20 protein-coding genes are annotated in these 24422 nt (G+C 55.5%); 11 read left to right on the plus strand and 9 right to left on the minus strand.

Annotated elements, in window-relative coordinates:
- Window positions 1-24 precede the first annotated feature (24 nt).
- From B2R48_RS12490 to B2R48_RS12500, 3 genes are read left to right on the plus strand one after another with little or no spacing between them, the layout of a single operon-like run.
- Window positions 25-504, plus strand: a complete 480-nt coding sequence (locus B2R48_RS12490) for a MarR family winged helix-turn-helix transcriptional regulator (protein ID WP_198157161.1) — start codon at window positions 25-27, stop codon at window positions 502-504.
- Window positions 505-525: 21 nt separating this feature from the next.
- A complete protein-coding gene (locus tag B2R48_RS12495; RefSeq protein WP_297000847.1) occupies window positions 526-987 on the plus strand; it encodes an acyl-CoA thioesterase in 462 nt (153 codons plus the stop codon).
- Between the two features lie 11 nt (window positions 988-998).
- Window positions 999-2630 (plus strand): acyl-CoA dehydrogenase family protein, encoded by a 1632-nt coding sequence (locus B2R48_RS12500; RefSeq protein WP_297000849.1) that lies wholly within the window; start codon window positions 999-1001, stop codon window positions 2628-2630.
- A gap of 83 nt (window positions 2631-2713) precedes the next feature.
- On the opposite strand, the gene B2R48_RS12505 is transcribed toward B2R48_RS12500, so the two are convergent.
- The 9 genes from B2R48_RS12505 to B2R48_RS12545 form a co-directional block, all read right to left on the minus strand.
- Window positions 2714-4327: a GMC family oxidoreductase gene (locus tag B2R48_RS12505; protein ID WP_297000851.1), complete on the minus strand. Its 1614-nt coding sequence runs from the start codon at window positions 4325-4327 to the stop codon at window positions 2714-2716.
- A 140-nt stretch (window positions 4328-4467) separates the two neighbouring features.
- Window positions 4468-5985 (minus strand): FGGY-family carbohydrate kinase, encoded by a 1518-nt coding sequence (locus tag B2R48_RS12510; protein WP_297000854.1) that lies wholly within the window; start codon window positions 5983-5985, stop codon window positions 4468-4470.
- A 5-nt stretch (window positions 5986-5990) separates the two neighbouring features.
- Window positions 5991-6839: a class I fructose-bisphosphate aldolase gene (locus B2R48_RS12515; RefSeq protein WP_297000858.1), complete on the minus strand. Its 849-nt coding sequence runs from the start codon at window positions 6837-6839 to the stop codon at window positions 5991-5993.
- Between the two features lie 37 nt (window positions 6840-6876).
- Window positions 6877-8571, minus strand: a complete 1695-nt coding sequence (locus B2R48_RS12520; RefSeq protein WP_297000862.1) for a glycerol-3-phosphate dehydrogenase/oxidase — start codon at window positions 8569-8571, stop codon at window positions 6877-6879.
- Window positions 8572-8582: 11 nt separating this feature from the next.
- Complete coding sequence (locus tag B2R48_RS12525) at window positions 8583-9578, minus strand: aldo/keto reductase (protein ID WP_297000866.1); 996 nt, start codon at window positions 9576-9578, stop codon at window positions 8583-8585.
- Window positions 9578-10540, minus strand: coding sequence for a sugar-binding transcriptional regulator (locus B2R48_RS12530; RefSeq protein WP_062955861.1), 963 nt, complete (start codon window positions 10538-10540; stop codon window positions 9578-9580). The genes B2R48_RS12525 and B2R48_RS12530 overlap by 1 nt, the downstream gene beginning before the upstream one ends.
- 19 nt (window positions 10541-10559) lie before the next feature.
- A complete protein-coding gene (locus tag B2R48_RS12535) occupies window positions 10560-11615 on the minus strand; it encodes an ABC transporter permease (protein ID WP_232310636.1) in 1056 nt (351 codons plus the stop codon).
- A complete protein-coding gene (locus B2R48_RS12540) occupies window positions 11612-13144 on the minus strand; it encodes a sugar ABC transporter ATP-binding protein (RefSeq protein ID WP_297000872.1) in 1533 nt (510 codons plus the stop codon). The genes B2R48_RS12535 and B2R48_RS12540 overlap by 4 nt, the downstream gene beginning before the upstream one ends.
- A 120-nt stretch (window positions 13145-13264) precedes the next feature.
- Window positions 13265-14302: a substrate-binding domain-containing protein gene (locus B2R48_RS12545; protein ID WP_062955863.1), complete on the minus strand. Its 1038-nt coding sequence runs from the start codon at window positions 14300-14302 to the stop codon at window positions 13265-13267.
- A gap of 727 nt (window positions 14303-15029) precedes the next feature.
- Here B2R48_RS12545 and B2R48_RS12550 point away from each other — a divergent pair.
- The 8 genes from B2R48_RS12550 to B2R48_RS12585 all read left to right on the plus strand — a co-directional run bounded on the left by B2R48_RS12550 (window position 15030) and on the right by B2R48_RS12585 (window position 24415).
- Entirely contained in the window at window positions 15030-16787 is a 1758-nt protein-coding gene (locus B2R48_RS12550; RefSeq protein ID WP_297000880.1) for a sensor histidine kinase, read from the plus strand.
- Window positions 16753-18123: a sigma-54-dependent transcriptional regulator gene (locus tag B2R48_RS12555; RefSeq protein ID WP_062955838.1), complete on the plus strand. Its 1371-nt coding sequence runs from the start codon at window positions 16753-16755 to the stop codon at window positions 18121-18123. The genes B2R48_RS12550 and B2R48_RS12555 overlap by 35 nt, the downstream gene beginning before the upstream one ends.
- Before the next feature lie 214 nt (window positions 18124-18337).
- Window positions 18338-19705 carry an ABC transporter substrate-binding protein gene (locus B2R48_RS12560; protein WP_297000884.1) on the plus strand — a complete coding sequence of 456 codons (1368 nt, stop codon included), beginning with the start codon at window positions 18338-18340 and terminating at the stop codon, window positions 19703-19705.
- A gap of 21 nt (window positions 19706-19726) precedes the next feature.
- Window positions 19727-21040 carry an ABC transporter substrate-binding protein gene (locus B2R48_RS12565; RefSeq protein WP_297000887.1) on the plus strand — a complete coding sequence of 438 codons (1314 nt, stop codon included), beginning with the start codon at window positions 19727-19729 and terminating at the stop codon, window positions 21038-21040.
- A 94-nt stretch (window positions 21041-21134) separates the two neighbouring features.
- A complete protein-coding gene (locus tag B2R48_RS12570) occupies window positions 21135-22034 on the plus strand; it encodes a branched-chain amino acid ABC transporter permease (RefSeq protein ID WP_008889930.1) in 900 nt (299 codons plus the stop codon).
- A 1-nt stretch (window position 22035) separates the two neighbouring features.
- Window positions 22036-22983, plus strand: coding sequence for a branched-chain amino acid ABC transporter permease (locus B2R48_RS12575; protein ID WP_297000889.1), 948 nt, complete (start codon window positions 22036-22038; stop codon window positions 22981-22983).
- Window positions 22980-23756, plus strand: a complete 777-nt coding sequence (locus tag B2R48_RS12580; protein WP_297000892.1) for an ABC transporter ATP-binding protein — start codon at window positions 22980-22982, stop codon at window positions 23754-23756. Before B2R48_RS12575 ends, B2R48_RS12580 begins: the two co-directional genes overlap by 4 nt.
- A complete protein-coding gene (locus B2R48_RS12585; RefSeq protein ID WP_063089116.1) occupies window positions 23753-24415 on the plus strand; it encodes an ABC transporter ATP-binding protein in 663 nt (220 codons plus the stop codon). Before B2R48_RS12580 ends, B2R48_RS12585 begins: the two co-directional genes overlap by 4 nt.
- Window positions 24416-24422 lie beyond the last annotated feature (7 nt).

A 24422-nucleotide genomic window follows, 5' to 3' on the forward strand; every position in this document is an offset into this window, starting at 1 on the left:
CCTGGCCAACAAATGGAGAAACCCTTGCACGCAAACAAGAAAAAGACTGCAGATCAGGATACGCAGCTTACGGACTTGTCAACAGACAGCCCGTTGCGCGGGTTTGTCGGATACAACCTCAAACGCGCTTATATGTCGTTGCACAGCGATTTCGTCGCCAGCCTGACGCATCTTGACCTTAAACCAACGACCTTCAGTGCGCTTGCTATCATCAACGAGAACCCGGACATCAGCCAAACCGATCTTGCACGCGCCCTTTCGATGGAGCGATCCAACATTGTGGTGATGGTCGATGAATTGCAATCACGGGGGTTGATCGTACGCAACAAGGTCCCGACGGATCGTCGGGTCTATGCCCTTAGAACAACCACCAAAGGCGTCAGCCTGTTTTACGAGGCAAGTCTGGCCGTTCAAAGGCACGAGGAAAAGCTTCTTGAAGATTTCAGCCCAGAAGAACGTGATCTTCTGGTCCGGATGCTGATCCGGATTCAACAGGTTAAATAACTTTCAGATCAGGTTACGCCCATGCTGCGACTATCCCGAGAAATCCGTGTTGAATGGGGTCACTGCGATCCGGCCCGGATTGTCTACAACCCCAACTTTTATGACTGGATGGAAGGTGGCCTTCTGGCCTTGCTGTCGGTGGCCGGGTTCGATCTTGCGACCATGATTGCAAACGATCCCGATTTTCGCGGCACGCCATTGGTGCGCGGTGACGCCAGCTTCATGGCACCCGCACGGGTCGGGGACCTGATTGAGCATCATGTCGAAGTGTCACGCTGGGGTGGGAAATCATTTGATCTTTCCCATCGGTTCACGCTGGGCGAAACAACCTTGCTTGAAGGATCGCAAACCCGTGTTTGGGGGCGCGCAAGCCCGGACAACCCGGCAAGTCTGGCAGCAGTTCCTGTGCCGGACGCGGTCAAGGCCGCCTTGTCTGAAGACAAGGTTATCCGCCTGACCCTTCGCCAGGAAACACAAGTCTGAGAGACGCCATCGTGATCCCCTTCAAAGCCCCAACTGAAGATATTCTGTTTGCCCTGTCTGTAACCGGCGATGAAAGCAGAGCCGCAGAACACGGGTTTGATGCGGAAATCACCCGTGAGATTCTGGATCATTTTGCCCGCTTTGCCGAAGACGTGATCGCCCCGATTGACGAACCGGGCGATCAGGAAGGTTGCCGGATCGAAAATGGACGGGTCCGGATGCCATCGGGTTTCAGCGATGCCTATCAGGCCTATGTCGAACAGGGTTGGCAGGCGATATCACTGGCCGAGGAATTTGATGGTCAGGGTGCCCCCGCCACCGTCTGTGGCGCGATCAGCGAGATACTGGCAGGGGCCTGCCATTCCTTTCAGATGGTCACCGGACTTGTGCCGGGTGCGGCCAGACTGATTGCCAAATTTGGCACGGATGAACAACGCCATGCCTGGTTGCCAAAGCTGGCATCGGGCAGCCACCTTGCCACCATGTGCCTGACCGAACCGCAAGCAGGGTCCGATCTTTCGGATATCCGCACGATTGCAACCCAACAAGAGGACGGAAGTTGGGTACTGAGCGGGGAGAAAATCTTTATTTCCGGCGGGGATCAGAACCTGAGCGATGAAATCCTGCATCTGGTTTTGGCCCGGACCGGCACCCGTGAAGACGGCGTGCGGGGCCTGACGCTTTTTCTTTGTCCGTCACATTCGAGCGAGACCGACCGCAACGCTGTTACGGTCACCCGGATCGAAGAAAAGATGGGTTTGCATGCCTCCCCCACCTGCCAACTGGCGTTTGACGAGGCAACCGCAACGCCGATTGGACCGATTGGCAAGGGCTTGATGTGCATGTTCACCATGATGAACCATGCGCGCCTTGATGTCGCCTTACAGGGGGTGGCCCATGCGGCGCGCGCCCATCAAATTGCCCAAAGCTACGCCGCAGAGCGCAAACAGGGCCGGGATCGCGCCAGTGGGCAACCGATTGCAATCGATCAGCATCGCGATATTGCGCGCCAGCTTGCCCGTCAGGACATACTGGCCATGACAGGTCGCCTGATGGCCTACAAGACCTTTGCCCTGATGGAGACAGACACACATTCCGACCTTGTCGAATTCCTGACCCCGATTTGCAAATCGTTCTGCACCGATGCCGGGGTTGAGGCAGCCCATATCGGCATACAGGTTCTTGGCGGGTATGGATATTTACGTGAATACCGGGTCGAACAAACACTGCGTGATGCCCGCATCTGCCAGATTTATGAGGGCACGAACGGCATCCATGCGCTGACGCTTGCCGGCCGACTGACACGCCACAAGGATGGCGCGAGTGCCAAGGCCTTTGACGCATGGATTGGCGAATTGCTTGCCGCGTCCGACAGCGACATCACTCTGGCGACGGAACTTCTCGAACACTGGCGTCAGATGACCTCGGAAATCACCACCAGCGACACCCCGGAAAAGTTCGCCCACGACTATATGCAAATCAGTGCCGCGACCTATGGGGTTGCGATTTGGAGCGAGCTGGCGGGCCGCCTTTCCGCATCCCAGAGCACGCGCTATCAGGCTTGCCTTGATCAGGCAAGGGAATGGGGTGCAGTTGCACTGGCCACCAGCAAAGCCCGCAACGCATTTACCAGCCCCAACTGAAAAGTTGGCAGGAATGTTGGGGGCAAGCGGTGATGTCGATGGGGTGAATGAAGCTCCCCCGCACAAATCAACTTACCGCAGACCTAGCCTTTTTGGTCTTCGAGTATTGCCTGACTTGCCTTTTCTGCAATCATGACAACCGGGGCATGTGTGTTGCCCGAAACAATTGACGGCATTACCGACGCATCGACGACCCGCAAGTTGCTGAAGCCGCGAACAAGCAGGCGATGATCAACGACACCCATCGGGTCATCCCTGTGCGCGATCCTGGCGGTTCCGACCGGATGAAAGATTGTCGTTGCGACCTTTCCGGCCGCCTCGGCCAGGGCTTCATCTGATGTGATTTCCGCGCCTGGTGCAAATTCAACCGGACAGAATTGCGCCATACGATTGGTCGCCATCAACCTTCTGGCATGGCGAATTGACTGCACGGAAACCTGCCGGTCTTGGTCTGTACTGAGGTAATTTGGCGCAATATGTGGCGCAGCATTCGGGTCCCGCGATGTCAGTGTGACACGTCCGGTGCTGGTCGGACGCAAGTTGCAAACCGAAACCGTGATTGCTGGAAAATCGTGCAAGGGATCCCCGAACTTATCAAGTGACAACGGTTGAACGTGATATTCGATATTGGGTGTTTCAAAAGCCGGATCAGACTTTGTGAAGATGCCCAACTGGCTAGGTGCCATCGCCATCGGCCCACGCCGCCGCAAGGCATAGTCTAGCGCAATCTTAACTTTGCCGAGTGCGGTTGACTGCATCTCGTTCAGTGTCCTCGCCCCCTGGACGCGAAAGGCTGTTCGAATTTGCAGATGGTCCTGAAGGTTTTCGCCAACACCGGGCAAGTCATGTTTCACCGTAATGCCGTGATCGCAAAGCTCTGCCCCTGGCCCAATTCCAGACAGTTTGAGGATTTGCGGCGTTCCGATTGCACCCGCGGACAAAATGACCTCGCGGTTGGCCCGTACTGTTTTGGTCTTGCCACCGCGTTGATAGGTCACGCCCCGTGCAATCGCGCCTTCAGTTTCGAGGCCCACCACTGTGGCCTTTGTCATCACCGACAGATTGGGTCGCGACAAGACAGGCTTCAGGAAGGCACGCGCGGCACTCCAGCGAACGCCGCGTTTTTGCGTCACATCGAAATAGCCCGATCCCTCATTGTTCCCGGCGTTGAAATCATCGGTTTTGGGAATGCCGATTTCTTCGGCCGCATCGCGGACCGCATCAAGAATATCCCAGCGCAGGCGTTGTCTTTCGACACGCAGTTCACCGTGGTTGCCATGACCGTTTGCCAGTTCGTGATAATTTTCGGATTTCACAAAATAGGGCAAAACATCATTCCAGCCCCAGCCAGTCGCGCCTTGTGATTGCCAGCGATCATAATCAGCGGCCTGTCCGCGCATATAGATCATGCCATTGATCGAGGAACACCCGCCCAGCACCTTCCCGCGCGGATAGGCAATGGAGCGTCCACCCAAACCTTTTTCGGCAGCCGTTTTATAAAGCCAGTCGGTTTTGGGATTGCCGATGCAAAACAGATAGCCGACCGGAATATGGATCCACGGATAGCTGTCCTTGCCCCCGGCTTCGATAAGCAAAACACTGTTGCGTGGATCCGCACTTAGCCGATTGGCCAGAACGCACCCGGCGGATCCGGCACCAATAATAATGTAGTCAAAGGATGCATTGTCGAACGACATCTGTTTTCTCCGCGATGCCCGAACGGCACACAAACCCAGCCCCACACCGCAGGGCGGTATCGTCAGAAGATCAAGAAACGGGACCCTGTCAGGCCGCTGGCTCTGACAGGGTCAAGGACGACGCAATCGTCAGCCACGCGCTAACAGGCGGCGGCAAAGCGCGACCAGAATGGCAGCATGGCCTGTTCCAGTTCGCGCCAGGTGGCAAACCGTTTGCGATAAATTTCACTGGCATCGGCATTTGGACTGTAATGACGGTCCGCCTGAACCATCTTGTCAGCGGCTTGCGCGTAATCATGATACATCTCGACGCCAACGGATGCTGCCATGGCAGCGCCCAACGCCCCGGTTTCCTGACATTTCGCCACAGTCAGGGGCAGTTCAAGAATGTCTGAGATGATCTGTGGCCAGATGTTGCTGCGTGCCCCACCGCCTGACAAGATGATCTTGTCAAAGGTGACCCCCGTGGCACGCAGCTTGTCCATGTGGTTAAGGTGGGCAAAGGTCACGCCTTCATAGATTGCGCGCAACATGTCGCCACGCCCATGCCAACCACCAACCCCGAAGAACCCGGCGCGCGCAGTACCATTGCCCGGCGCCCCGTACAGATACGGATGATAATACGGCCCGTCTTCACGAAATGCACTTTGGCTGACCAGTTCATTGGCCAGTTCAAAGGGCGATTTCCCGGCGGCAACCTCGGCGTCATGTTCAAGGTATTCTCGCACCAGCCATTCAAGATTGACGGCCGATGTCGCCGAGCTTTCGATCGACATGAACCGGTCATCGGCATAGCCCGATGACATAAAAATCTCGTTCTCGTTGGTGAAATCAATGTTCTCGACAATAATCTGATTGATGCTCCAGGTGCCAATGATCATGGAAGCCTGGCCCGGTCGTGCAACACCTGAGCCGAGCGCACTTGCAATCACATCAAAGAAGCCCGCAACCACAGGCGTCCCGGCACACAGGCCGGTTTCACGCGCGACTGCTTCGGTTACGTGACCAACGATTTCGCTTGGCTTTGCAAGGCGCGGAAGCTTGCTACGCGCATCACCAATGCCAAACGCATCAAGCAAGCCATCGTCATAGACATTTTCGGGCATACGCAACATGCCGCATCCCCCCATATCCGAAATGTCGCTGACAAGCTCGCCGGTCAGGGCATGGGTCACGATATCCTTGCACAGCAAGACAGTCTGCGTTTTGGCATAGATTTCAGGGCGTTCGCGCTTGATCCATGCCAACAAGGTCGGCGTTTGTGACACCCAGGGCCGTTGACCGGAAATTGGATAGCTAACGTCCCCGACGCCCTCCGATGTCAGGGTATCGACCAGTGCGTTGGCCCGCGTATCAAGCGACTGAATTCCCAAAAGCGCCTTGCCACCTGCACCCAAAAGGTACAGGCCATTGCCATGCCCGGCACTGCCAATTGCGGCAATGTCGCTGGTCTCGACACCGGCTTTCTGGACGACTTCTGTCACCACGGCCATCAAGTCATGACGAAGCTGGTCAATATCGCGCTCGACAAACCCCGGATGCGGACAATGTGAAACCGCCTCGCGGCAGGCATGGGCAATTTCGGATCCCGCGGCGTCAAACAACACGGACTTTACGACCGTGTTGCCCGCATCAATTCCAAGAAAATAACGTCCCATCTGCGTTAACCTTCAAACCCGCTGTAAATGTCCCACGCAGCAGCACCATCTGCCCCTTCGTGAATCATTGCCATCAAGGCCGCAACAACGGCCTTGGGATTGTCATGTTGATAGATATTGCGCCCATAGACCATCCCGTGTGCGCCCTGCGCCATCAGGGCTGCCGAGTTATCAAACACGGTGCGCAATTCGGCCTTGCCACCGCCACGCACGAGAACAGGACAGCGGGCCGCCTGAACCACATGATGGAAATCGTTGGGATCGTCGGTCGGATCCGCCTTGATGATGTCGGCACCCAGTTCACGGGCAAGACGGACAAGTGTGGTGACCTTTTCGGTATCACCATCAACAAGATACCCGCCACGTGCGCTGTTGGGTTGCATGACCAGTGGCTCAATCATAAGCGGCATACCGTATTTTTCGCAGTCATTGCCAAGCTTTGAGATGTTCTGGACGCATTGACGGAACAGGTCCGGCTCATCGGGCAGCATGAACAGATTGACCACGACACAAGCCGCATCCATCCGCAGGGCCGGCAGGATCGGATCTGTTTCATTTTGCATGACAGCCCACATCGCACGATGGCGTTCCTTGTTATAGGGGTTCCCCATATCAACACGCATCACCAATGCCGGACGGTTTTCGCCCGGCAAGGTCTGCAACACATCGGACTGCCCGTAGTTCATCTGAATGGCATCCGGGCCCGCATCCACCAGCGACCTGACGACGGCCTCAACGTCTTCAAGACCGACCATGAAGCTTGGTTCATTACACACGCCGTGATCAATCGCGACATCAAGGCAACGGCCGTTTTTCATCAAACGGTTCAAACGAACTTTCTTGGTTACGTACATAATACCTCCTCTATCCCCGGTGGCCCGGGATTGTTATTCAGACAATGCTGTGTTTTTTGCCGAGCTCGTCGCGCAGCAATTGTTTGTGGTGATCAAGTTCCGATGCCGACCAGCCCAGAATGTCCGACATCAACTTGCCAATTTCTTCGATCAGGTTTTGCGTGATCCCGCCCTCAAGACCGATTGCGGTCCGGCGCAACAGAATGTCGGAAAGACTGCGGGCCTTTTCGTTGCGAACAAGAAATTCAATTTCGCGCTGGCTATAGGTTTGTGCAGCCGCAAGCGGCTTGTCCGCCCCCGACTGGCAAAAGCGCGCAACATCCCGTGCCCGACTGCCGTAGCGTTCGGCAAAACGTTCCAATGTTGGACGATCAATTTCCAGATCAAGCAGCTCTGCACTGATCCAGTCATCCAGGTCACTTTCGGACATCGGGAAATCACGTCCGCCGCCAATCTTGATATTCACTGTGCTGCAATTGCGTTTGCGTCCCAGACGTTTCAAAACGACATCGGCAATTTCTTCGCCGAATACGCGGAATGTTGTCCACTTTCCGCCGATCAGGCTGATGACCGGGAAGTTCCGCTTTTCATTGGCTTCCTGTTCCCGATGCGAATGATCCCGACTTATTCTGCCCGTCGCATCTGCATCACTGACGGGCAACGGCCTGACACCGGTGAAGACATGAACAATGTCTTTCTCGGCAACCTTGATGTCCGGGAACACAAAGCGCAGGGCGCTGAGCATATAGTCCTTTTCAGTAGCTTCGCAGCGTGCCAGTTCCGGATCGTCAATCAGGATGTCGGTCGACCCGACCAGCGACACACCAAGATAGTTAAATGCGATGCAAATCCGGCCATCGGCATTTTCGTAATAGACCATCTGATCGCCCAGTGCCTTTGCCAGCTGGTCATTGCGGATCATCAAATGCGATCCCTTGGTCCCGCGCACAAAACGCGGCGTGTCGTTTTCCTGACCACCGGCCAAAGCCAGGTTGGTGAAATCAACCCACGCGCCGGTGGCATTTACCACAAGATCAGGCGTGATTGTCCCGGTTTCGCCTGTCAGGCGATCCCGCCAATGGATGTCGGCACCGTTGACGTCTTCCACTGCAACATATGAATAGGCCCGCGCATTCGGACAGCTTTGCTGAGTATCAAGAATCATCTCGACACCAAGGCGCTCGGGATATTTCACCCAGGCGTCGTAATAGATCGCCCCAAATTTGGCGTTGGGTGAAAGTGCCGGTGCCATATCTCGCAGCTTTCGGCGCGAGACGAATTCATGGGCTGGCATCGTGCGGCTTTTGCGTGATAGCCAGTCATAAAGCGTCAAACCGATCTTGATCATGACGGCAGATCGACGTGACGGACCGCTGCCCAAGCCAATGAAACGTTTCAGCGATGCAAGCGACCCTTGAAACGTATCAAAGATCGGCACAAGCGTTGGCAACGGAAAGACGTAATGCGGGGCATTGCGCAGCAGAAAATCACGTTCCTGCAAGGACTGGCGCACCAGACGAAACTCGCCGTTTTCAAGGTAACGCAAACCGCCATGCACCATCCGCGACAACGCGGCACTGGCCCCGGAACAGAAATCACTCTGTTCAAGCAACACTACATCCACCCCCTGCAGGGCAAGATCACGGAACACACTGATCCCGTTGATCCCGCCCCCAACGACCACAACCGTGGCCCGTTGCGGGATTGCTGTCTCCTGTGAATTCTGTGTCATCACAAAATCAATCAGGCAGCCCGTGCAACTGGGCCAAGATGGGCCGCTATTGCCTGGTCAATGATGGCAAGTTCATCCGTGCTGAGCGTCACCTCACCCGCGCGGGCATTTTCGATTGCCTGCGTCGCATTACGCGCCCCGCAAAGTGAAAACGTGATCCCCTTCTGAGCGATGGTCCATGCAATCACGATCTGGCCCGGTTCGACATTGTGAGCCCGCGCAATCGGATCAAGGACCTTCATGAAGTCGGCCACACGTTTGCGGTTCTCGACCGAGAATTTCGGGTTTTCACGACGAAGATCGTCGCCTTCGAACACGCGGTCCGGGCCGATTTTGCCCGAAAGCAGACCAAGCGCCATCGATGAATAGCTCAGTATCGCCACGTTATTTTCGACACATAGCGGGATCAGCTCATCTTCAAGCTGGCGGTCGAGCATGTTGTAACATTCCTGAATGCAGTCGAGTTGACCGGCCGCCAGATACTGCTTCATTTCATCGGCGTTCACGTTGCTGATCCCGATCGAGCGGATCTTGCCTTCTTTTTTCAGATCAAGAAGGGCCCCCATGGTTTCGGAAATCGGCGTCGTCGGGTCCTGCCAGTGGGTAATGTAAAGGTCGACATAATCGGTGTGCAGACGCTTCAGGCTTGTTTCAAGCTCGCTGCGAACAGATTCCGCACCGAGATAGCGGTGGATTTTCTTGTCATGCTCGTCGACAAAATAGTTCCCCTTGTCCGTGTCCCAGACCATGCCGCATTTGGTGGCAATCACGACCTGATCACGACGACCCTCAATGGCCTTGCCAACCAGTTCTTCTGCACGACCAAGCCCATATGCCGGTGCTGTATCAATCAGGGTCACACCGGCATCAACCGATGCCTGAATGGCCTTGATGGAATTGACGTCGTCGTGACCGCCCCACATCCAGCCCCCCATGGCCCAGGTACCTAGCCCGATTGCAGATGCCGAAACACCGGATTTTCCAATTTCACGAATAAGCTGTGCCATCAGGCATCTCCTTTTAGTATGTCGTTGACCGCATAGGCGGTTTGCTCGTCCATGGCCAAAGTCGTCAGGAAATCACCGCGCAGGACGGCCGCAATCGGTTCTGCCTTGTGTTGTCCACTGGCAATTGCAAAGCGGTGCGGGATCTGACGCAGTTCATCAAGCGAAAGGGCAACCACACGGTCGTTGCCCGAATAATCAGAAGGCGCACCGTCCTTGTTGATCACATGTGCCAACAATTCGCCGCATGCCCCGGACGCCAGGACTTCCTCCCGGTCGATATCTTCGTCAAGTGACAGATAGGTCGATGTGCTGGCACGGACCGAACCAATGCCCATCACCGCGATATCCGCCTTGCGCGCGACATCAAAAACGTCACGGATGGAGCGAACATCGAGCAGCGTATCGCGGGCTTCCCGCGACCCTGCAATGATCGGGGCATGAAGCTGGAGGGCACGCCCGCCAAGCTTTTCGGCCATCGCCATCGATACCTGGTTGACGTCGGTGTAATATTTGCCCTGAACGCCACCGGTTGCCGGCACGACGGTCACGTCGTAGCTGCGTTTGGGTTTCATCGCCTCGACAATCGCACTGACACCGACCCCGCCGGAAATGGCAATTGTCATGCCGTCTTCAAGCTTTTCAAACAGGGCCGCTGCCGCAGCATCGGCCGTTGATTTGATTGTAATATTTGGATCGGTCGACACTTCGGGCACGACAATCGCGTTATCGATGCGCCCAAGTTCCGCGATCACTGCACCAAGGTCGGTCATGTTGCCAAACGGTGATTTGACCGTAATTTCGACCAGTCCACGTTCCTGACCTTCCTTGACCAACCGGTTGACGGTGGTATGGGAAATGCCCGTCATTTCTGCGATTTTGGCCTGGGAGATGTTCTGTTCATAGAACATCACCAGCACTTTGTGCAGACGGCGCAGACGTTCGAATTCTGTACTGTTCGTCATTGTTATTATCTCGCCTGGATTACGATTGGGCCGACGTGTTGCGTTTGCGACGGTTCAGCAAGTGATCTGCAGAAACCGCAACCAGAAGAATCAGACCGCGGATGATGTCCTGCCAATAAACCGGCACATCAAGAAGGATCAGCGAACTGGTCACAAGTGACAGAAGTGCAGCACCCAAAACTGCGCCAAAGATGGTGCCTACCCCACCATTCAGGCTTGCGCCCCCAATGACGGCCGCGGCAATCACACTCAATTCCATACCGATGCCAAATTGCGGTGTCGCGGCGCCAAAACGGGCCATATAGACGACACCGGCGACACCCGACAGCAGACCGCAAAGGGTCGAACAGAAGATCTTGATGTTCTTGGTTTTAATGCCCGAGAACAGCGCGGCCTTTTCGTTACTGCCGGTGTAATAGACCTTGCGAAAGATCGTCGAATGACGCAGCAGCAGATCGAAAAAGATAACCAGTCCAAAGAACAGAATGATCACAAACGGCATGCCTGCGATATCTCCCTGTCCGACAAACTTGAAGCTTGGCGGCAGCGAGAACAGCGACTGCGGCGTGCCCTTGGTGATCAGAAGCGACAACCCGCGCGCGATCACCATGAAGGCAAGTGACACGATAAAGAAATGGAGTCCTATTCGCGTGACACATTGCCCCATCAGGAAACCGATAAAACCGCACGCAAGGATCGCGATCACACTGGCAGACCAGGGATCCACCCCCATCAGGAACAGCTTCCCGCCAATCACCATTGAAAGGCACACAACCGACCCGACCGACAAATCAATGCCCCCGACAATCAGCAGGATTGTCATGCCGACAACGACAATCCCCTCAATCGAGAAGGACAGCAACATCGCGCGGAAGTTCTGCCAGGTCAGGAAATAGGGCGAGGCAAAGCTCATTGCGATGCAGATGATCAGAATGATGGCCACAAGCCCTGCTTCGCGGGCCTTGAAGATGCCAAGCATCCGGTTGTGCACACCGTTTTCCAATGTGGTTGTCTCCGGTTTTGTCGTTTCAGTTTTTGATTTGGTTCCTGATTTCAGTGCCTTGACCATCGTCATGACGCCACCCCCCTCTTTGCCGGACTTCCATTTTGGCCCCCCAGCCCCGAAGCCAGTTTCATGATCTCTTCTTCGGTCATGGTTTCGCCTTCGACTTCGCCGGCAATGGACCCTTCGTGCAGCACGAGGATGCGGTCACACAGGCCAATCAGTTCGGGCATTTCCGATGAGATCACCAGAACCCCGACCCCATCTGCCGCCAGGTTTCGAAGAATGCTGTAAATTTCGCTTTTTGCACCGACATCAACGCCGCGCGTTGGCTCGTCAAAAATGATGATGTCCGGCTGCACGGATAGCATCTTGGCAATGGCGACCTTTTGCTGGTTACCACCGCTGAGTGACGACACAGGTTGTGATACATGCGCACAGCGCAGTGACATCAATTTTCCAAGTTCCTCGGCACGGTTTTGTTCCACGCGCTGACGCACAAAGCCACGCGCACTGACATGCGCAAGATCGAGGGCGGAAATGTTGGCCGATATCGAAAGATCAAGAAACACGCCCGATCCCTTGCGATCTTCTGACAGATAAACCAGGCCGTTCTTGATGCTGTCGGAATAATCTTTCGGTGCAAAATCGGCACCATGCATGGTGATGTGCCCAGCTGTTTTTTTGCCAAAGCCACAAATTGCATGGGCAAGCTCGCTGCGCCCCGCACCAATCAAACCACCAAGGCCGAGAACCTCGCCTTTGCGCAGATCAAAACTGATATCGCGCAGGAAACCGTCATCTGACAGGTCACGCACCGACATCAGGGGCTGGATATCGTCGCCCCGGTTGTCGTTCTTGGCGGGAAACTGATTAAGGATTTCGCGCCCGACCATTTTGGTCGCCACGGCATCTGGCGTGGTGTCGGCGGTCATGAGTGTTTCAATGAATGTTCCATCACGGAAGACGGTAATGCGGTCGGAGATGGCAAAGATTTCCGCCATGCGATGGCTGATATAGATGATGCCGATATTGCGTGCCTTCAGATCGGCAATGATGCGAAACAGCGCATCCGCTTCCTTGTCGGTCAGGGCCGCGGTTGGTTCATCAAAGATCAAGACATCGCAATCAAGGGTCAATGCCTTGGCGATTTCGACGATCTGCTGACTTGCGATGGGCAGGTTTCCGACCTTTTCATCGACCGGGATCGACACCAGATCCGACAAGATCTTGGTCGCACGTTCGCGCAGTTCACGGTCATTCATCAAGAACGACCTCCGCGCATTGGTCGCCGCCATCAGGATGTTTTCGGCAACCGAGATATCGGGACACAGTGCAATTTCCTGATGCACCAAGCCGATACCGTGCGCCTGTGCTGTGGCCGGATTGGGCAGAATGATGTCTTGGCCCTTGAAATGAATACGTCCCTGATCAGGCGAGAATACACCACTCAGGATATTCATCAGGGTCGACTTTCCCGCACCGTTTTCCCCCATCAGGGCATGTACTTCGCCAGGTATCAACGACAGGTTCACACCGCGCAGTGCCTGTACGGGGCCGAATGACTTATGGATATCGTGAACTTCTAGAATGGGCTGCATGGAACCAGATGCCTTGCGATGGAAAGAAGGACATCCCTTCCTTTCGAACCGAAAACAATGGGAGGACCGAAAGGAAGGGTCGTCCGGTCGTTATGGGATAACGACCGGATGCGGATATCCTTATTCTTCGATACCTTTGGTACCGCGACGCTTGAGATATGCTTCCCAATAGAAATCGTCAGCATTCTCGGCTGTTACGACGGCATATCCATTATCGATATAGGGAACCAGCATCGGGTTGCTGCCCGTACGCTTGTAGTCGTTCATCGGGTCGATCAGTTCTGGATGAGCCGCCAGGAACAGGGAAATGAAGCCCATGTAACCCTGAATACCCTGGTTCGGGTTGATTGAACCAAAGACTTCGCCAGCCTTGATCATATCAAGAATTTTGGCATTCACGTCTGCCGTCATGACCTTGATGTCGGCTTTGGTCTCAATTGCCGCCTGCGCGGCACCAAGGGCACTGTTGGCCTCTGGCATAAACACTGCACCCAAATTCGGATTGGCCTGATGCATGGTCAGAACCGCGTTATAGGCCTTGGTCGGATCCTGGTTTGATGCTGCACGTGCAACCAGCTTCATGTCCGGGTATTTTTCTTCCATCCGGTCGATAAAGGCCGCAACGCGACGGTCATGGTTATCCTGACCCGGGTTTTCGAGAACAGCATATTCGCCTTTTCCGCCCATTGCCTCGGCGATTGCGTCCGCAGCAGCGGCACCTTCGCGATCATTGTTTGAGGTGATGTAGGCCGCACGCTTGGAGTTTGGTGAATCTGCAGCAAAGGTCACAACTGCAATACCCTGTTCAACCGCACGGTTGATTGGCGCGATAAACGGATCAGAGTTCATCGGGTGAACCATGATGCCGGCTGGCTGACGTGCCAGAACCTGCTCAAAGGTCGCGATTTGCTTGTTCACGTCATATTCCGGGGTACCGGTATAGACGGTATCACAGCCCATCTGTTGTGCGGCCTGCTTGAACATTTCGTAGACCGGGAACCAGTATTCAACGCCGCTGACCATGACGTTCATCGCGTAAAGCTCGCCGGGTTCACACTGGAATGCACTTTGTTTAGCTTCTTGCGCCATAGCCGAAGACGCCGTGAAAGTCAGAAAGGCAGCTGCTGCTGTTCCCAGCAGCATTGATTTGATTTTCATGTTATCCTCCCTAATGCGTAACCATTTCCGGGCTTTCCACGACACGGCTTGGTTCGCACGATGTTATTTATGGTAGATATTTCATTGATCGAAATATCTACCATTCATTTGGGTTGATCCCATTTTGGGAGTCAACATGAAATATATTTCAACCATTTGGTTTTCGCGCAAAGCGTTCAAAACCAAAGGTTATCGCCGGAAAAGAAAATTTTGCTGATTATGTTCCGCCGCATTTTCGCCTGAAGGAGTCGGGCGGAGTCCTTGCCTGTCGATCGCGTAACAACATCTAAAGTCACAGCGCTTTGCAAACCTCAGAGCAAAACTCTCGACATTATCGATAGGGGCAAAAGGCGCTTTGCCGCGACTTGATTTAGGTCCGGAAAGATAATCAGTCTGCTACGACCGACCCCACCCTTGAACTGGCTGGGGTGAGAAAAGCAAATACCCCGCCTGAACATAAAACTCCCACCCACGCGGCCAAACACGATATGAGCGTGAAAATTCCAATAGTATCAATAAACAGACTGAAAACTTCTCAGTCTGTTTGTGTTGCTGCCCCGAGCGTATTTCAATGTTGCACGTCTTGGCGACGCCTATTTGATAGCTTGCTATTTTTGCGGCAATTCTACACAACAAGAAGCTGGAACTTAACAAGCAGCGGCGCTTTCACAAGAGCCAAGCCGCGGTTAGAATTGTCTTGAAAGTTCCCATCTAGGGGAGGCACCCGGTGACCGGATTTCATTGGTCCCGAAACCAACGACTAAGCCTTGTGGGCCGATATACCTTGTTATCGGTCGGTGTTGTCGTGTGCGCGCTTCTGGCACTCAGCTTCTTTTATCAGCGCTTTTCCAATGAACTGATTGACCGTCTGACAGGCGAACGGCTCAGCGCGCAGGTCGCGGCAACGTCAAACAAGCTTTCGGCCTTTCTTGATGCGCGCATCTATCAGCTGGTCACCCTGTCAAACCACCCGGCCCTGCCGGCCTTTATTGAGGCGCCGAACTCCCCACAGGCTGAAGAGGCCCTGACCCTGCTTCGGGTGGAGGCAGATTCGCCCGACCTTTATGGTGTGCTGTTTTTTGACTGGTACGACAATCTTGATCGTCTGGTCGCAGGCCAAGCCGCATCCGGCCCGCCTTATTGGTCGAAAAACGGCTGGGATATTTCCGGCCTGCCGCGCGTAGAGCACGAAGGCATTGAGTTTATCGGCCCCAAATTGCCCGAAAATGGCAATTCCGGCTGGATCTTGATGCGGGCCCACATCCGCGATACCGGTTTGGGGCAGAACACGTCTGTGGCCCTGCATGTGCGTCTGGCATCCCTGACCGAGCTTCTGGCGAGTGCCGGGGTGTCGGGCGTGATTGATCCGCTTTTGCGCACGCCGGGCGGCATTGTTCTTGATGCCACCGGGCGCCCGACCGAGGTCACTGGTGAACTGATCGAAGGCCCCAGCATCCTTCCGGGATGGAACCTTGTGATGAGTGTTCGACCGGGCACCATCCTGCAACCGATTGATGAAACGCGCTTTTGGCTGACGGTGACAGCCGCCGTCATCATTGTGGTTATTCTGGCGATCTTTTTTGCCCTGTCGCGCAGCCTGCGGCGACGGGTCGATACACTTGTTCAGGGGGCACACAGTATTGCGTCGGGCGATCTGTATTACCGCCTGCCCGAAGGTCGCCGTCGCGATGAAATCAGCACGGTTGCCAAGGCCTTCAACACCATGGCCTGGCAACTTAAAGACCTGATTGATCGGACAGTGCGCGCCGAAAAGCTTGCCGTTCTGGGCCAGTTTGCCACCGGTGTCGCGCATGAGGTCCGCAATCCGCTGGCGACGATGAAAACCACCGTTCAGGCCCTTGTGCGCAAGGAACCCGATGGTGAGCGCAAAACACTTTTGGATGATATGGGCCACCAGATTGATCGTCTGTCACGCGTGGTGAATGATCTTCTGGCTTATGGCCGACCGGGTGAAGCCTGCCCGCAGGAAACCGAAATACGGGATCTGTTCCGACAGTCGTCGCGCGTCCTGACCCCGGTCGCCGAAGAGGCCCAGGTGCGGTTTTACACCAGCGGCGATTCCCGCCTGACGATCTTTGTCGACCCGGATCAGGTGCTGCAGATCCTGCTGAATATCGGGATCAATGCCATTCAGGCCTGTCAGCCCGGCGGCACAGTGAGCCTGCGCGCAGAGCGCCACCAGGATCAGGTCGAGATCCGCGTCACCGATGATGGTTCGGGCATCCCCAAAGAGCATTTGCTTGACGTCGTGCAGCCATTTTTTACCATGAAAAGCAAAGGAACCGGACTTGGCCTGACAATCAGCCAACAACTGGTCGAGTCAAATAACGGTTCAATCAATATTGAAAGTGCCCCACAAGAGGGCACAACAATCACATTGAAGTTCCCGGCAACGAAATCGGAAACTTCAAAGGAGGAAACATCGAAAAATGCCCCGCCAGATCAGGATTCTGATCGTCGATGATGAGGAATCATTCGTCCGATCGCTAAGCTTTGCGCTTCGTACCGAAGGCATGGATGTCACCGGCGTCCATTCCGGTGAAGATGCGTTTTTGCAAGTCCGTGAAAACAAGTTCGATATCATCCTGCTTGATCTGCGCCTGCCCGGTGCCGATGGCATGGAGGTCCTTGATAGCATCCGCAAACTTGATATCGACGTGCCCGTCATCATGATTTCGGCCCATGGCGATACCCGTGCGGCGGTGAAGGCCGTCAAACTCGGTGCAGCCGATTACCTTAGCAAGCCGTTCGAACTTGATGAGCTGATCCACACGATCAACACCACCCTTGATCAGAACCGCACCGCACTTGAGCTTGATTACCACCGCAAGCGCAATGTCCCGACCAACGGTCTGATTGGCGAATGCGCACCGATGCGCGAATTGCGCACAACAATCGACCGTGTCGCACAAAGCAGTGCCAGCCGCATCCTGCTGCAAGGGGAGTCCGGGACCGGCAAGGCGCTGGTTGCGCGTGCCATTCACGGCCAAAGCCCGCGTGCTTCAAACGCCTTTATCGAAGTCAACTGTGCCGCCCTGCCAGAACAGCTGATTGAAAGCGAACTGTTTGGCGCCGAAAAGGGCTCCTACACCGGCGCGCATCAGAAACGCACCGGCCTTGTCCGTCTTGCCGATGGTGGCAGTCTGTTTCTGGATGAAATCGGCGAATTGCCGCTGGCGCTGCAGGCGAAGTTCTTGCACTTCCTTGAAAACGGCGACTATCGCCCGGTCGGGAGCGAACATTCCGCATCAGCCGATGTCCGCGTGATTGCCGCGACCAACCGCGACCTTGCCGAGGAAGTCCGGTTGGGCAATTTCCGTGAAGACCTGTTTTACCGCCTGAACGTCATCACCATTGATATCCCCGCCCTGCGCCACCGCGGCGAGGATATTATCAAACTGGTCGACCATTTCGCCGATCATCAGGCCAAGGCCGAAGGATGCCATCCGATCCATTTTGACGATGCAACCCTTGATCTGCTGCGCCACCATCGCTGGCGCGGCAATGTGCGCGAACTTAAAAACCTGATTGAGCGTCTGACCATTCTTTATCCGTCCAAACAGATTTCGCCGGACCTGCTGCCGGCTGAATTCCACGTCACGGATGATAACCCGGATGATCTGCATGGCGGAGTTTCGGATGGTAATGCGCAATTGCAGGACCGTATGGACAACACCGAGCGTCATCTGGTGCAAGATGCGCTTGATCAGGCCGACGGTCACAAAGGCCGTGCGGCAGAAATACTTGGTATTTCACGTCATGCCCTGAAACGCCGACTACAAAGGCTGGGCCTGCAATAACTTATCCCCAGCCCGAAGCATTTCCGATGCACCCTTGAGCGGTTTCCGCTCAAGGGTGTTTTGCTGTTTGAGCGCCTAACGCTCAAATTCGCGCTCAAGACCGCTCCATGATTTTGGCCCAAAACAGTCAATCGCGCGGCTTTCCTGACTTTGCGCCGAAATTTCGCAACTGGCACAGCCTTTGCGGAATAGCGAGACAAAGGTACAAACGCGGATGGAACAACCATTCGCAGGGAGGAAAGTCATGGAGATGCTCAAACACCCGGTTTCCGGGTGCATCACCATTATTGTAGCCACGTTCGCACTGTTTGCGGCCAATACCGCACAGGCAGAACGTTTTGAGTTGGGCGCATCTGCACAGAACGCAGATGCTGTCATCGGCTGTTTGTACCCGATGACCGGACGGTCGGCCACCTATGGCCGCGACAGTATTTCCGGCATCAAGATCGCCCTTCAGGACCTCGAAGCCGAAGCAAAGTCCGGCCTGGATGTGCCCAATCTGCGCGTCATCGCCGATGACCCGCGATCAAAGGCATCCTATGCGGTCCGTCTGGCACAGGATTTCATCACCAATGACAATGCCAAGTTCTTCTGCGGCATCGTGTCATCGGGAGTGGCCCACGCCGTGAGCGATCTCGCCAAGAACGAAAAGATCATCATGGTCGGTACCGATCATGCGTCATCGCGGCTCAGCATCGAGGCCGGCCACGATTATTACTTCCGCGTCACCAATGACAGCTGGACGTCAATGGCAGCCGGTGCGCGCTATTTACGCGATCTGCAAAAGGAAACCGGGTGGAAACGCCTTGCCTTTGTCGGACCGGATTATGATTACGGCCATGTTTCCTGGACGGATCTGCAACTCGCCCTTGATGAACTGGGTGTCGAATATGAGACCGTCGGCGATCTGTGGCCGAAGCTTTATGAGCCGGATTATTCGATCTATATCAACGCCCTGCAATCGGCAAAGGCCGACGTGGTCGTAACCGCCCTTTGGGGCGGGGATTTCATCGCCTTTATCAAACAGGCTGCATCAACCCGTTTCTTTGAAACCACCCGTCTGGCCAATTTCGATACCGGTGCAAATTACGATGTGATGATGGCCCTTGGCGATCAGCCCTATCCGGGTTTGATCCTGTCGGCGCGCCATCACAATAACTGGCCCGACACCGGCCGTAACAAGCGGTTCGTCAAACAGTTTCACGACATGACCGGGCGTTATCCGACCTATGCGGCCGAAGGCGCCTATACCGGGATCATCGCCATTGCACGCGCCATTGAAAAGGCTGGTGGCGTTGACGATGACCGCGCGCTCATCACCGCACTTGAAGGATTGCAACTGGCCCTGCCCGAAGATCCGCCGGGCTTTGCATCCTATATCGATCCCGAAACTCACCAGATTGTCCAGGCGCAAGCCGTGGGCACGGTCGTCCACAACGAAGACTTTCCGCCATCGAAACTGATGGTGGGGAACTGGGCGATCTACGATGCCGAAGACCTCAAACCATCAAAAGAGATGGTCAAACGTCGCCGCGATGCCGTGGCCGGCGGGTCGGAGGCAGTTCCACCGCCAACTCCATGACCTTTCCCAAGGGAGGAAATAGTGAAGAACAATAAATCAAAATTCAGCAAATACCTTGTATCGGGCGTCGCAGTGCTTGCCCTTGCAACTGGCGCAGCCGGTTCTGCATCGGCCGCTGAGAACGGCAAATTCCGCGTCGGGATCGTGACCTTCCTGTCCGGTCCGGCAGCTGGTCCGTTCGGCGTTCCGTCGGCAAATGCCGCCAAGGTTCTTGTTGAAGAACTGAACAAGGGCAACCTGCCTGCACCATACGACAAGATCGGCATCAATGGTGCTGAAATCGAAGCCGTGATCATCGACGAAGCCGGTGGTGCAACCAAGCAGGTTGAAGAATACCGCAACCTTGTTCAGCGTCAGAAAGTCGATGCTGTCATCGGCTATGTTTCTTCGGGCGACTGCCTGGCGATTGCGCCGGTTGCCGAAGAACTGAAAACCTTCACCATCGCATATGATTGCGGTACTCCCCGCCTGTTTGCTGACAACCCGGACGCGGCCTACATGTTCCGTACCGGCCTTGACGCATCTGTCGATAACATCGGTGCTGTTCGCTACCTTGCGGCAACCCGCCCGGACGTTACCCGTCTTGCCGGCATCCAGCAGAACTATTCCTGGGGTCAGGACAGCTGGGCTGACTTCACCGCGGCTGCATCGGTCCTGATGCCCGAAGCAGAAATCGTCGAAGAGCAATTCCCGAAAATCTATCAGGGTCAGTACGGTGCAGAAATCTCTGCCCTGTCCGTGAAGCGCCCGGAAATCGTTCACAGCTCCTTCTGGGGTGGTGACATGGAAGCTCTGGTTCTGCAGGCAAACGCACGCGGCCTGCTTGAAGATGCAACCGGCCTTCTGACCTGCGGCGAAGCATCCTTTGCCACCTACAAGGATCAGGCCCCGAACGGCATGATCATCGGCGCACGTGGCCCGTTCGGCCAGTTCGCCCCGGACAACGAACTCAACACCTGGTTTGAGGGTGTCTATCAGAACGCCTATGACCTTGAGCCGGTCTATCCGGCAACCAAGATGGCCCAGGCGATCCTTGGTCTGAAATATGCCGCCGAGAATGCCGGTGTCGCCGATAAGGAAATCCCGTCGGCAGAGCAACTTGCTGCTGCGATGAAAGGTGCAACCTTTGAGTCGGTTTCGGGCACGGTTGAAATGGCACGCGCCAATGGTCATCAGGCCATGCAGGGTATCACCTATGGTGAATACCACTACGAAGATGGCGTTGCCTCGATCAAGAACGCTGTTTCGTTTGATGGCGAATGCGTAACACCCCCGGAAGGTGTTGCTGCTGCGGACTGGATCGCAGACGGCTTCCCGGGCGCTAAGTGTAACTAAGTTGTCCGCTCTGTTTTGCAGAGCTTCCTGATCCTGCGGACATCCCGTCTCCCTTGGGATGTCCGCCCCTTTCCCTGCACACTGGATATTTGTGATGACAAGTCTTCTTGCCGTCCTGATTGATGGCTCGATCTATGCATCGTGGCTGTTTCTTGTGGCTGCCGGCCTGACCGTGATTTACGGGGTGATGCGCATCCTGAACATGGCGCATGGCAGCTTTTATGCCATCGGCGCCTATTCGGCAGCGTCACTGGTTGGCTGGTATTTCAACAATGGCATGGGCCCGGCATGGGTCAGCTATTTGTTGCTGGTTGGTGCCGCGCTGGTTGCCGGTCTGATTGTCGGTGTGATCGTCGAACGCGGATTGCTGCGCCTCATGTATGGCCGCGACGAAATCCTGATGGTGATCATTACCTATGCCCTTCTTCTGATCCTTGAAGACGGTATGAAAATCGTCTGGGGTGTCAGCCCGTATTTCGCCTATCAGCCTTACTCCGAGCTTGGGCGAACATCGCTCGGCTTGCTCAAGGTTTCCAATTACGACGTCGCCCTGGTCGGGGTGTCCGCATTGCTCGGGCTTGGCCTGTGGGCGTGGCTTGAACGCACCAATCAGGGCAAGGTCCTGCGTGCAGTGATCCATGACCGCGAAATCGCGGTTGCCATGGGCGTGAACGTGAAACTGATGTTCACCATCACCTTCGTTCTGGGCACCACACTGGGTGCACTTGCCGGTGCGCTGACTGCGCCTGCGATCTCTGTCGTGCCGGGGATCGGCATCGAAGTGATCGTTCTGGCCTTTGCCGTGGTGGTTATCGGTGGCCTTGGCAGCATCGGGGGGGCCGCTGTTGGTGCCCTTTTGGTCGGGCTAAGCCGTGCAGCCGCCGTTCACTATGCCCCTGAATTCGAACTGTTCGTCATTTATGGCGTGATGTCACTGGTTCTGGCGTTCCGTCCCGAAGGCCTGTTTGGCCGTACTTTGGCGAGGAAAATCTGACATGCGTCTTGATAAAACTGAAATCTCGCTCGGACTGATCGCGCTTGCCTGCGTTCTGTTCGGCTTCGTTTCGCCGGGTTGGCTGATCTTCCTTTTGACCATCGCACTGGCCAAGGCACTTGTCGTCCAGGGCGTCGTCATGCAGATGCGTTCCGGCCTCGTATCCTTTGGTCAGGGCCTGTTCTATTGCATCGGTGGTTACACCGTTGGCATGGGCGGCCAGTTCTTTGGCATTCATGATGCGATTGCCGCCCTGTCACTTGGCATGTTTGTCGCAATCGTTGTTGCCATGCTGTTGGGTCTGTTGCTGACGCGCTATCGCGAAATCTTCTTTGCCATGCTGTCGCTGGCATTTTCGATGATCCTGTTTGGCGTCCTTGTCAAAAGTCAGGAACTGGGCAGCACGGACGGCTTTAACGTTCATGATTGGACCCTGTTTGGCTGGGCCCCCGAAGCGGGCGCTGGCAGCCAGCACACCGTCTTTACCATGACTGTGGTCTCTGGTCTGATCGTTGCTGTTCTGATCCATCGCTACACCAAGGCAGGCATTGGCGTCATCTGCGAGGCTGTTCGCGAAAATGAAGTCCGTGTTGAATATCTTGGTCTGTCACCGCGCTGGTTGCTTTATGGCAACTATGTTGCTGCGGCGGCGGTATCGGCCCTTGGCGGCGGTCTGACGGCCCTTGCCACCGGCCACGTTGATCCGGAGATGGCCTATTGGACCACATCGGGCGAATTTGTCTTCATCGCGCTTTTGGGTGGTTTGGGCCACGTGGCTGCACCGTTTATTGCGGCCATCGTGTTCTCGTTCGTGCGGACCTACGCCATCGAATTCGTTCCCCATACCTGGCAGATGATCCTCGGTTTCACGCTGCTTGCGGTCATTATCTTCCTGCCCAAAGGGCTGTGGAGCCTGGTCAGCCGTGAAAAAACAGGAGAACGGGCATGACCTGCATTCTTGAAACACGTTCGCTGAACAAGGAATTCGGCGCGGTCATCGCCGCAAAGGATTTGAACGTTCAGATCAACAAGGGTGAAGTCGTTGGTGTGATCGGCTCCAACGGGGCTGGTAAAACGACCTTCATCAACATGGTGACGGGCTATCTCAAGCCGACGCGCGGCGAGATCCTGTTTAATGGCAAGTCCATCATGGGCCATTCCCCGCGTGCGATCACGCGGGCCGGCATGGCGCGTTCCTTCCAGGTTGCGCAGTTGTTCCCGGAAATGACCGTGATCGACAACCTGATTGTCGCGCTGGCTGCGGCCGAAAGCGCCCGTCCGAGTTTCCTAAGCCCCCTTCGCAGCGATGCCCGCATCGCCAGGGCTGAGGAAATCCTTAAGGAATTCGGTGTCGAAAACTATCGCGATTCACTGGTAACCGCCGTTCCGCAGGGTGCGCGTAAACTGGTTGATATCGCCATGGCGTTGATCGGCAATCCTCAGATGCTGCTGCTTGATGAACCGACCAGTGGTGTCAGCGTGGATGAAAAAACCGACCTGATGGATACGGTCATGAATGCCGTGCGTCAACATAGCGTGACCGTGCTGTTTGTCGAACATGACATGGATGTGGTCGAACGCTATGTCTCGCGCGTTCTGGCATTCTATAGCGGCGAAATCATTGCAGATGGCGAACCTGCGGCTGTTCTGGCCGATCAGCAGGTCCGCGATCTTGTGACCGGCCATCGTCCCACCACCAAACAAGGGAATGGCGCATCATGACCCTGGAAATCAGTAATCTCGATGTATCGATCGGTAATATCCCGATCCTGCGCGATGTCTCGCTTTCAGTGCCGTCCGGCAAGATGTTTGGCCTGATTGGCCATAACGGGGCGGGCAAGACCACGCTGATGCGCGCCATCATGGGCCTTCTGGACGCAGATCAGGGCACCATCACCTTTGATGGGCAGGACCTGCGCAAGATGGCTGACTTTGCCCGTGCCAAAGCCGGCATCAGCTATATGCCCGAAGATCGCCGTCTGATCCCGTCCCTGACGGTCGAGGAAAACATACTTCTTCCAGCCTGGACCAACGGTATTGCAGACGCTGCGGAACGGTTGAAATGGGTCTATGACCTGCTGCCGGAAATCGCCCAGTTCCGGGATCGCCGTGCGCTGCAGCTTTCCGGCGGTCAGCAGAAACTGGTCTCGCTCGGGCGTGCATTGATGCCCGGTCGCAATCTTTTGTTGCTCGATGAACCGTTCGAAGGGGTCGCACCGGTCCTGTCACGCCGCCTGTCGGAAGTCATTTCCGATCTTGGCAGCAGCGGGCTGTGCGTTCTGATCTCTGAGTCTGATGACAGCCACTCCGCCGATCTGGTGGCGGGCAGTTATCGCATCGAACGTGGCACCGTTTCCAAGGCTGAACTGGAAACCGCCTGATCCCGAC

Source organism: Thalassospira sp. UBA848 (genome assembly GCF_002295455.1).
GTDB lineage: Bacteria > Pseudomonadota > Alphaproteobacteria > Rhodospirillales > Thalassospiraceae > Thalassospira.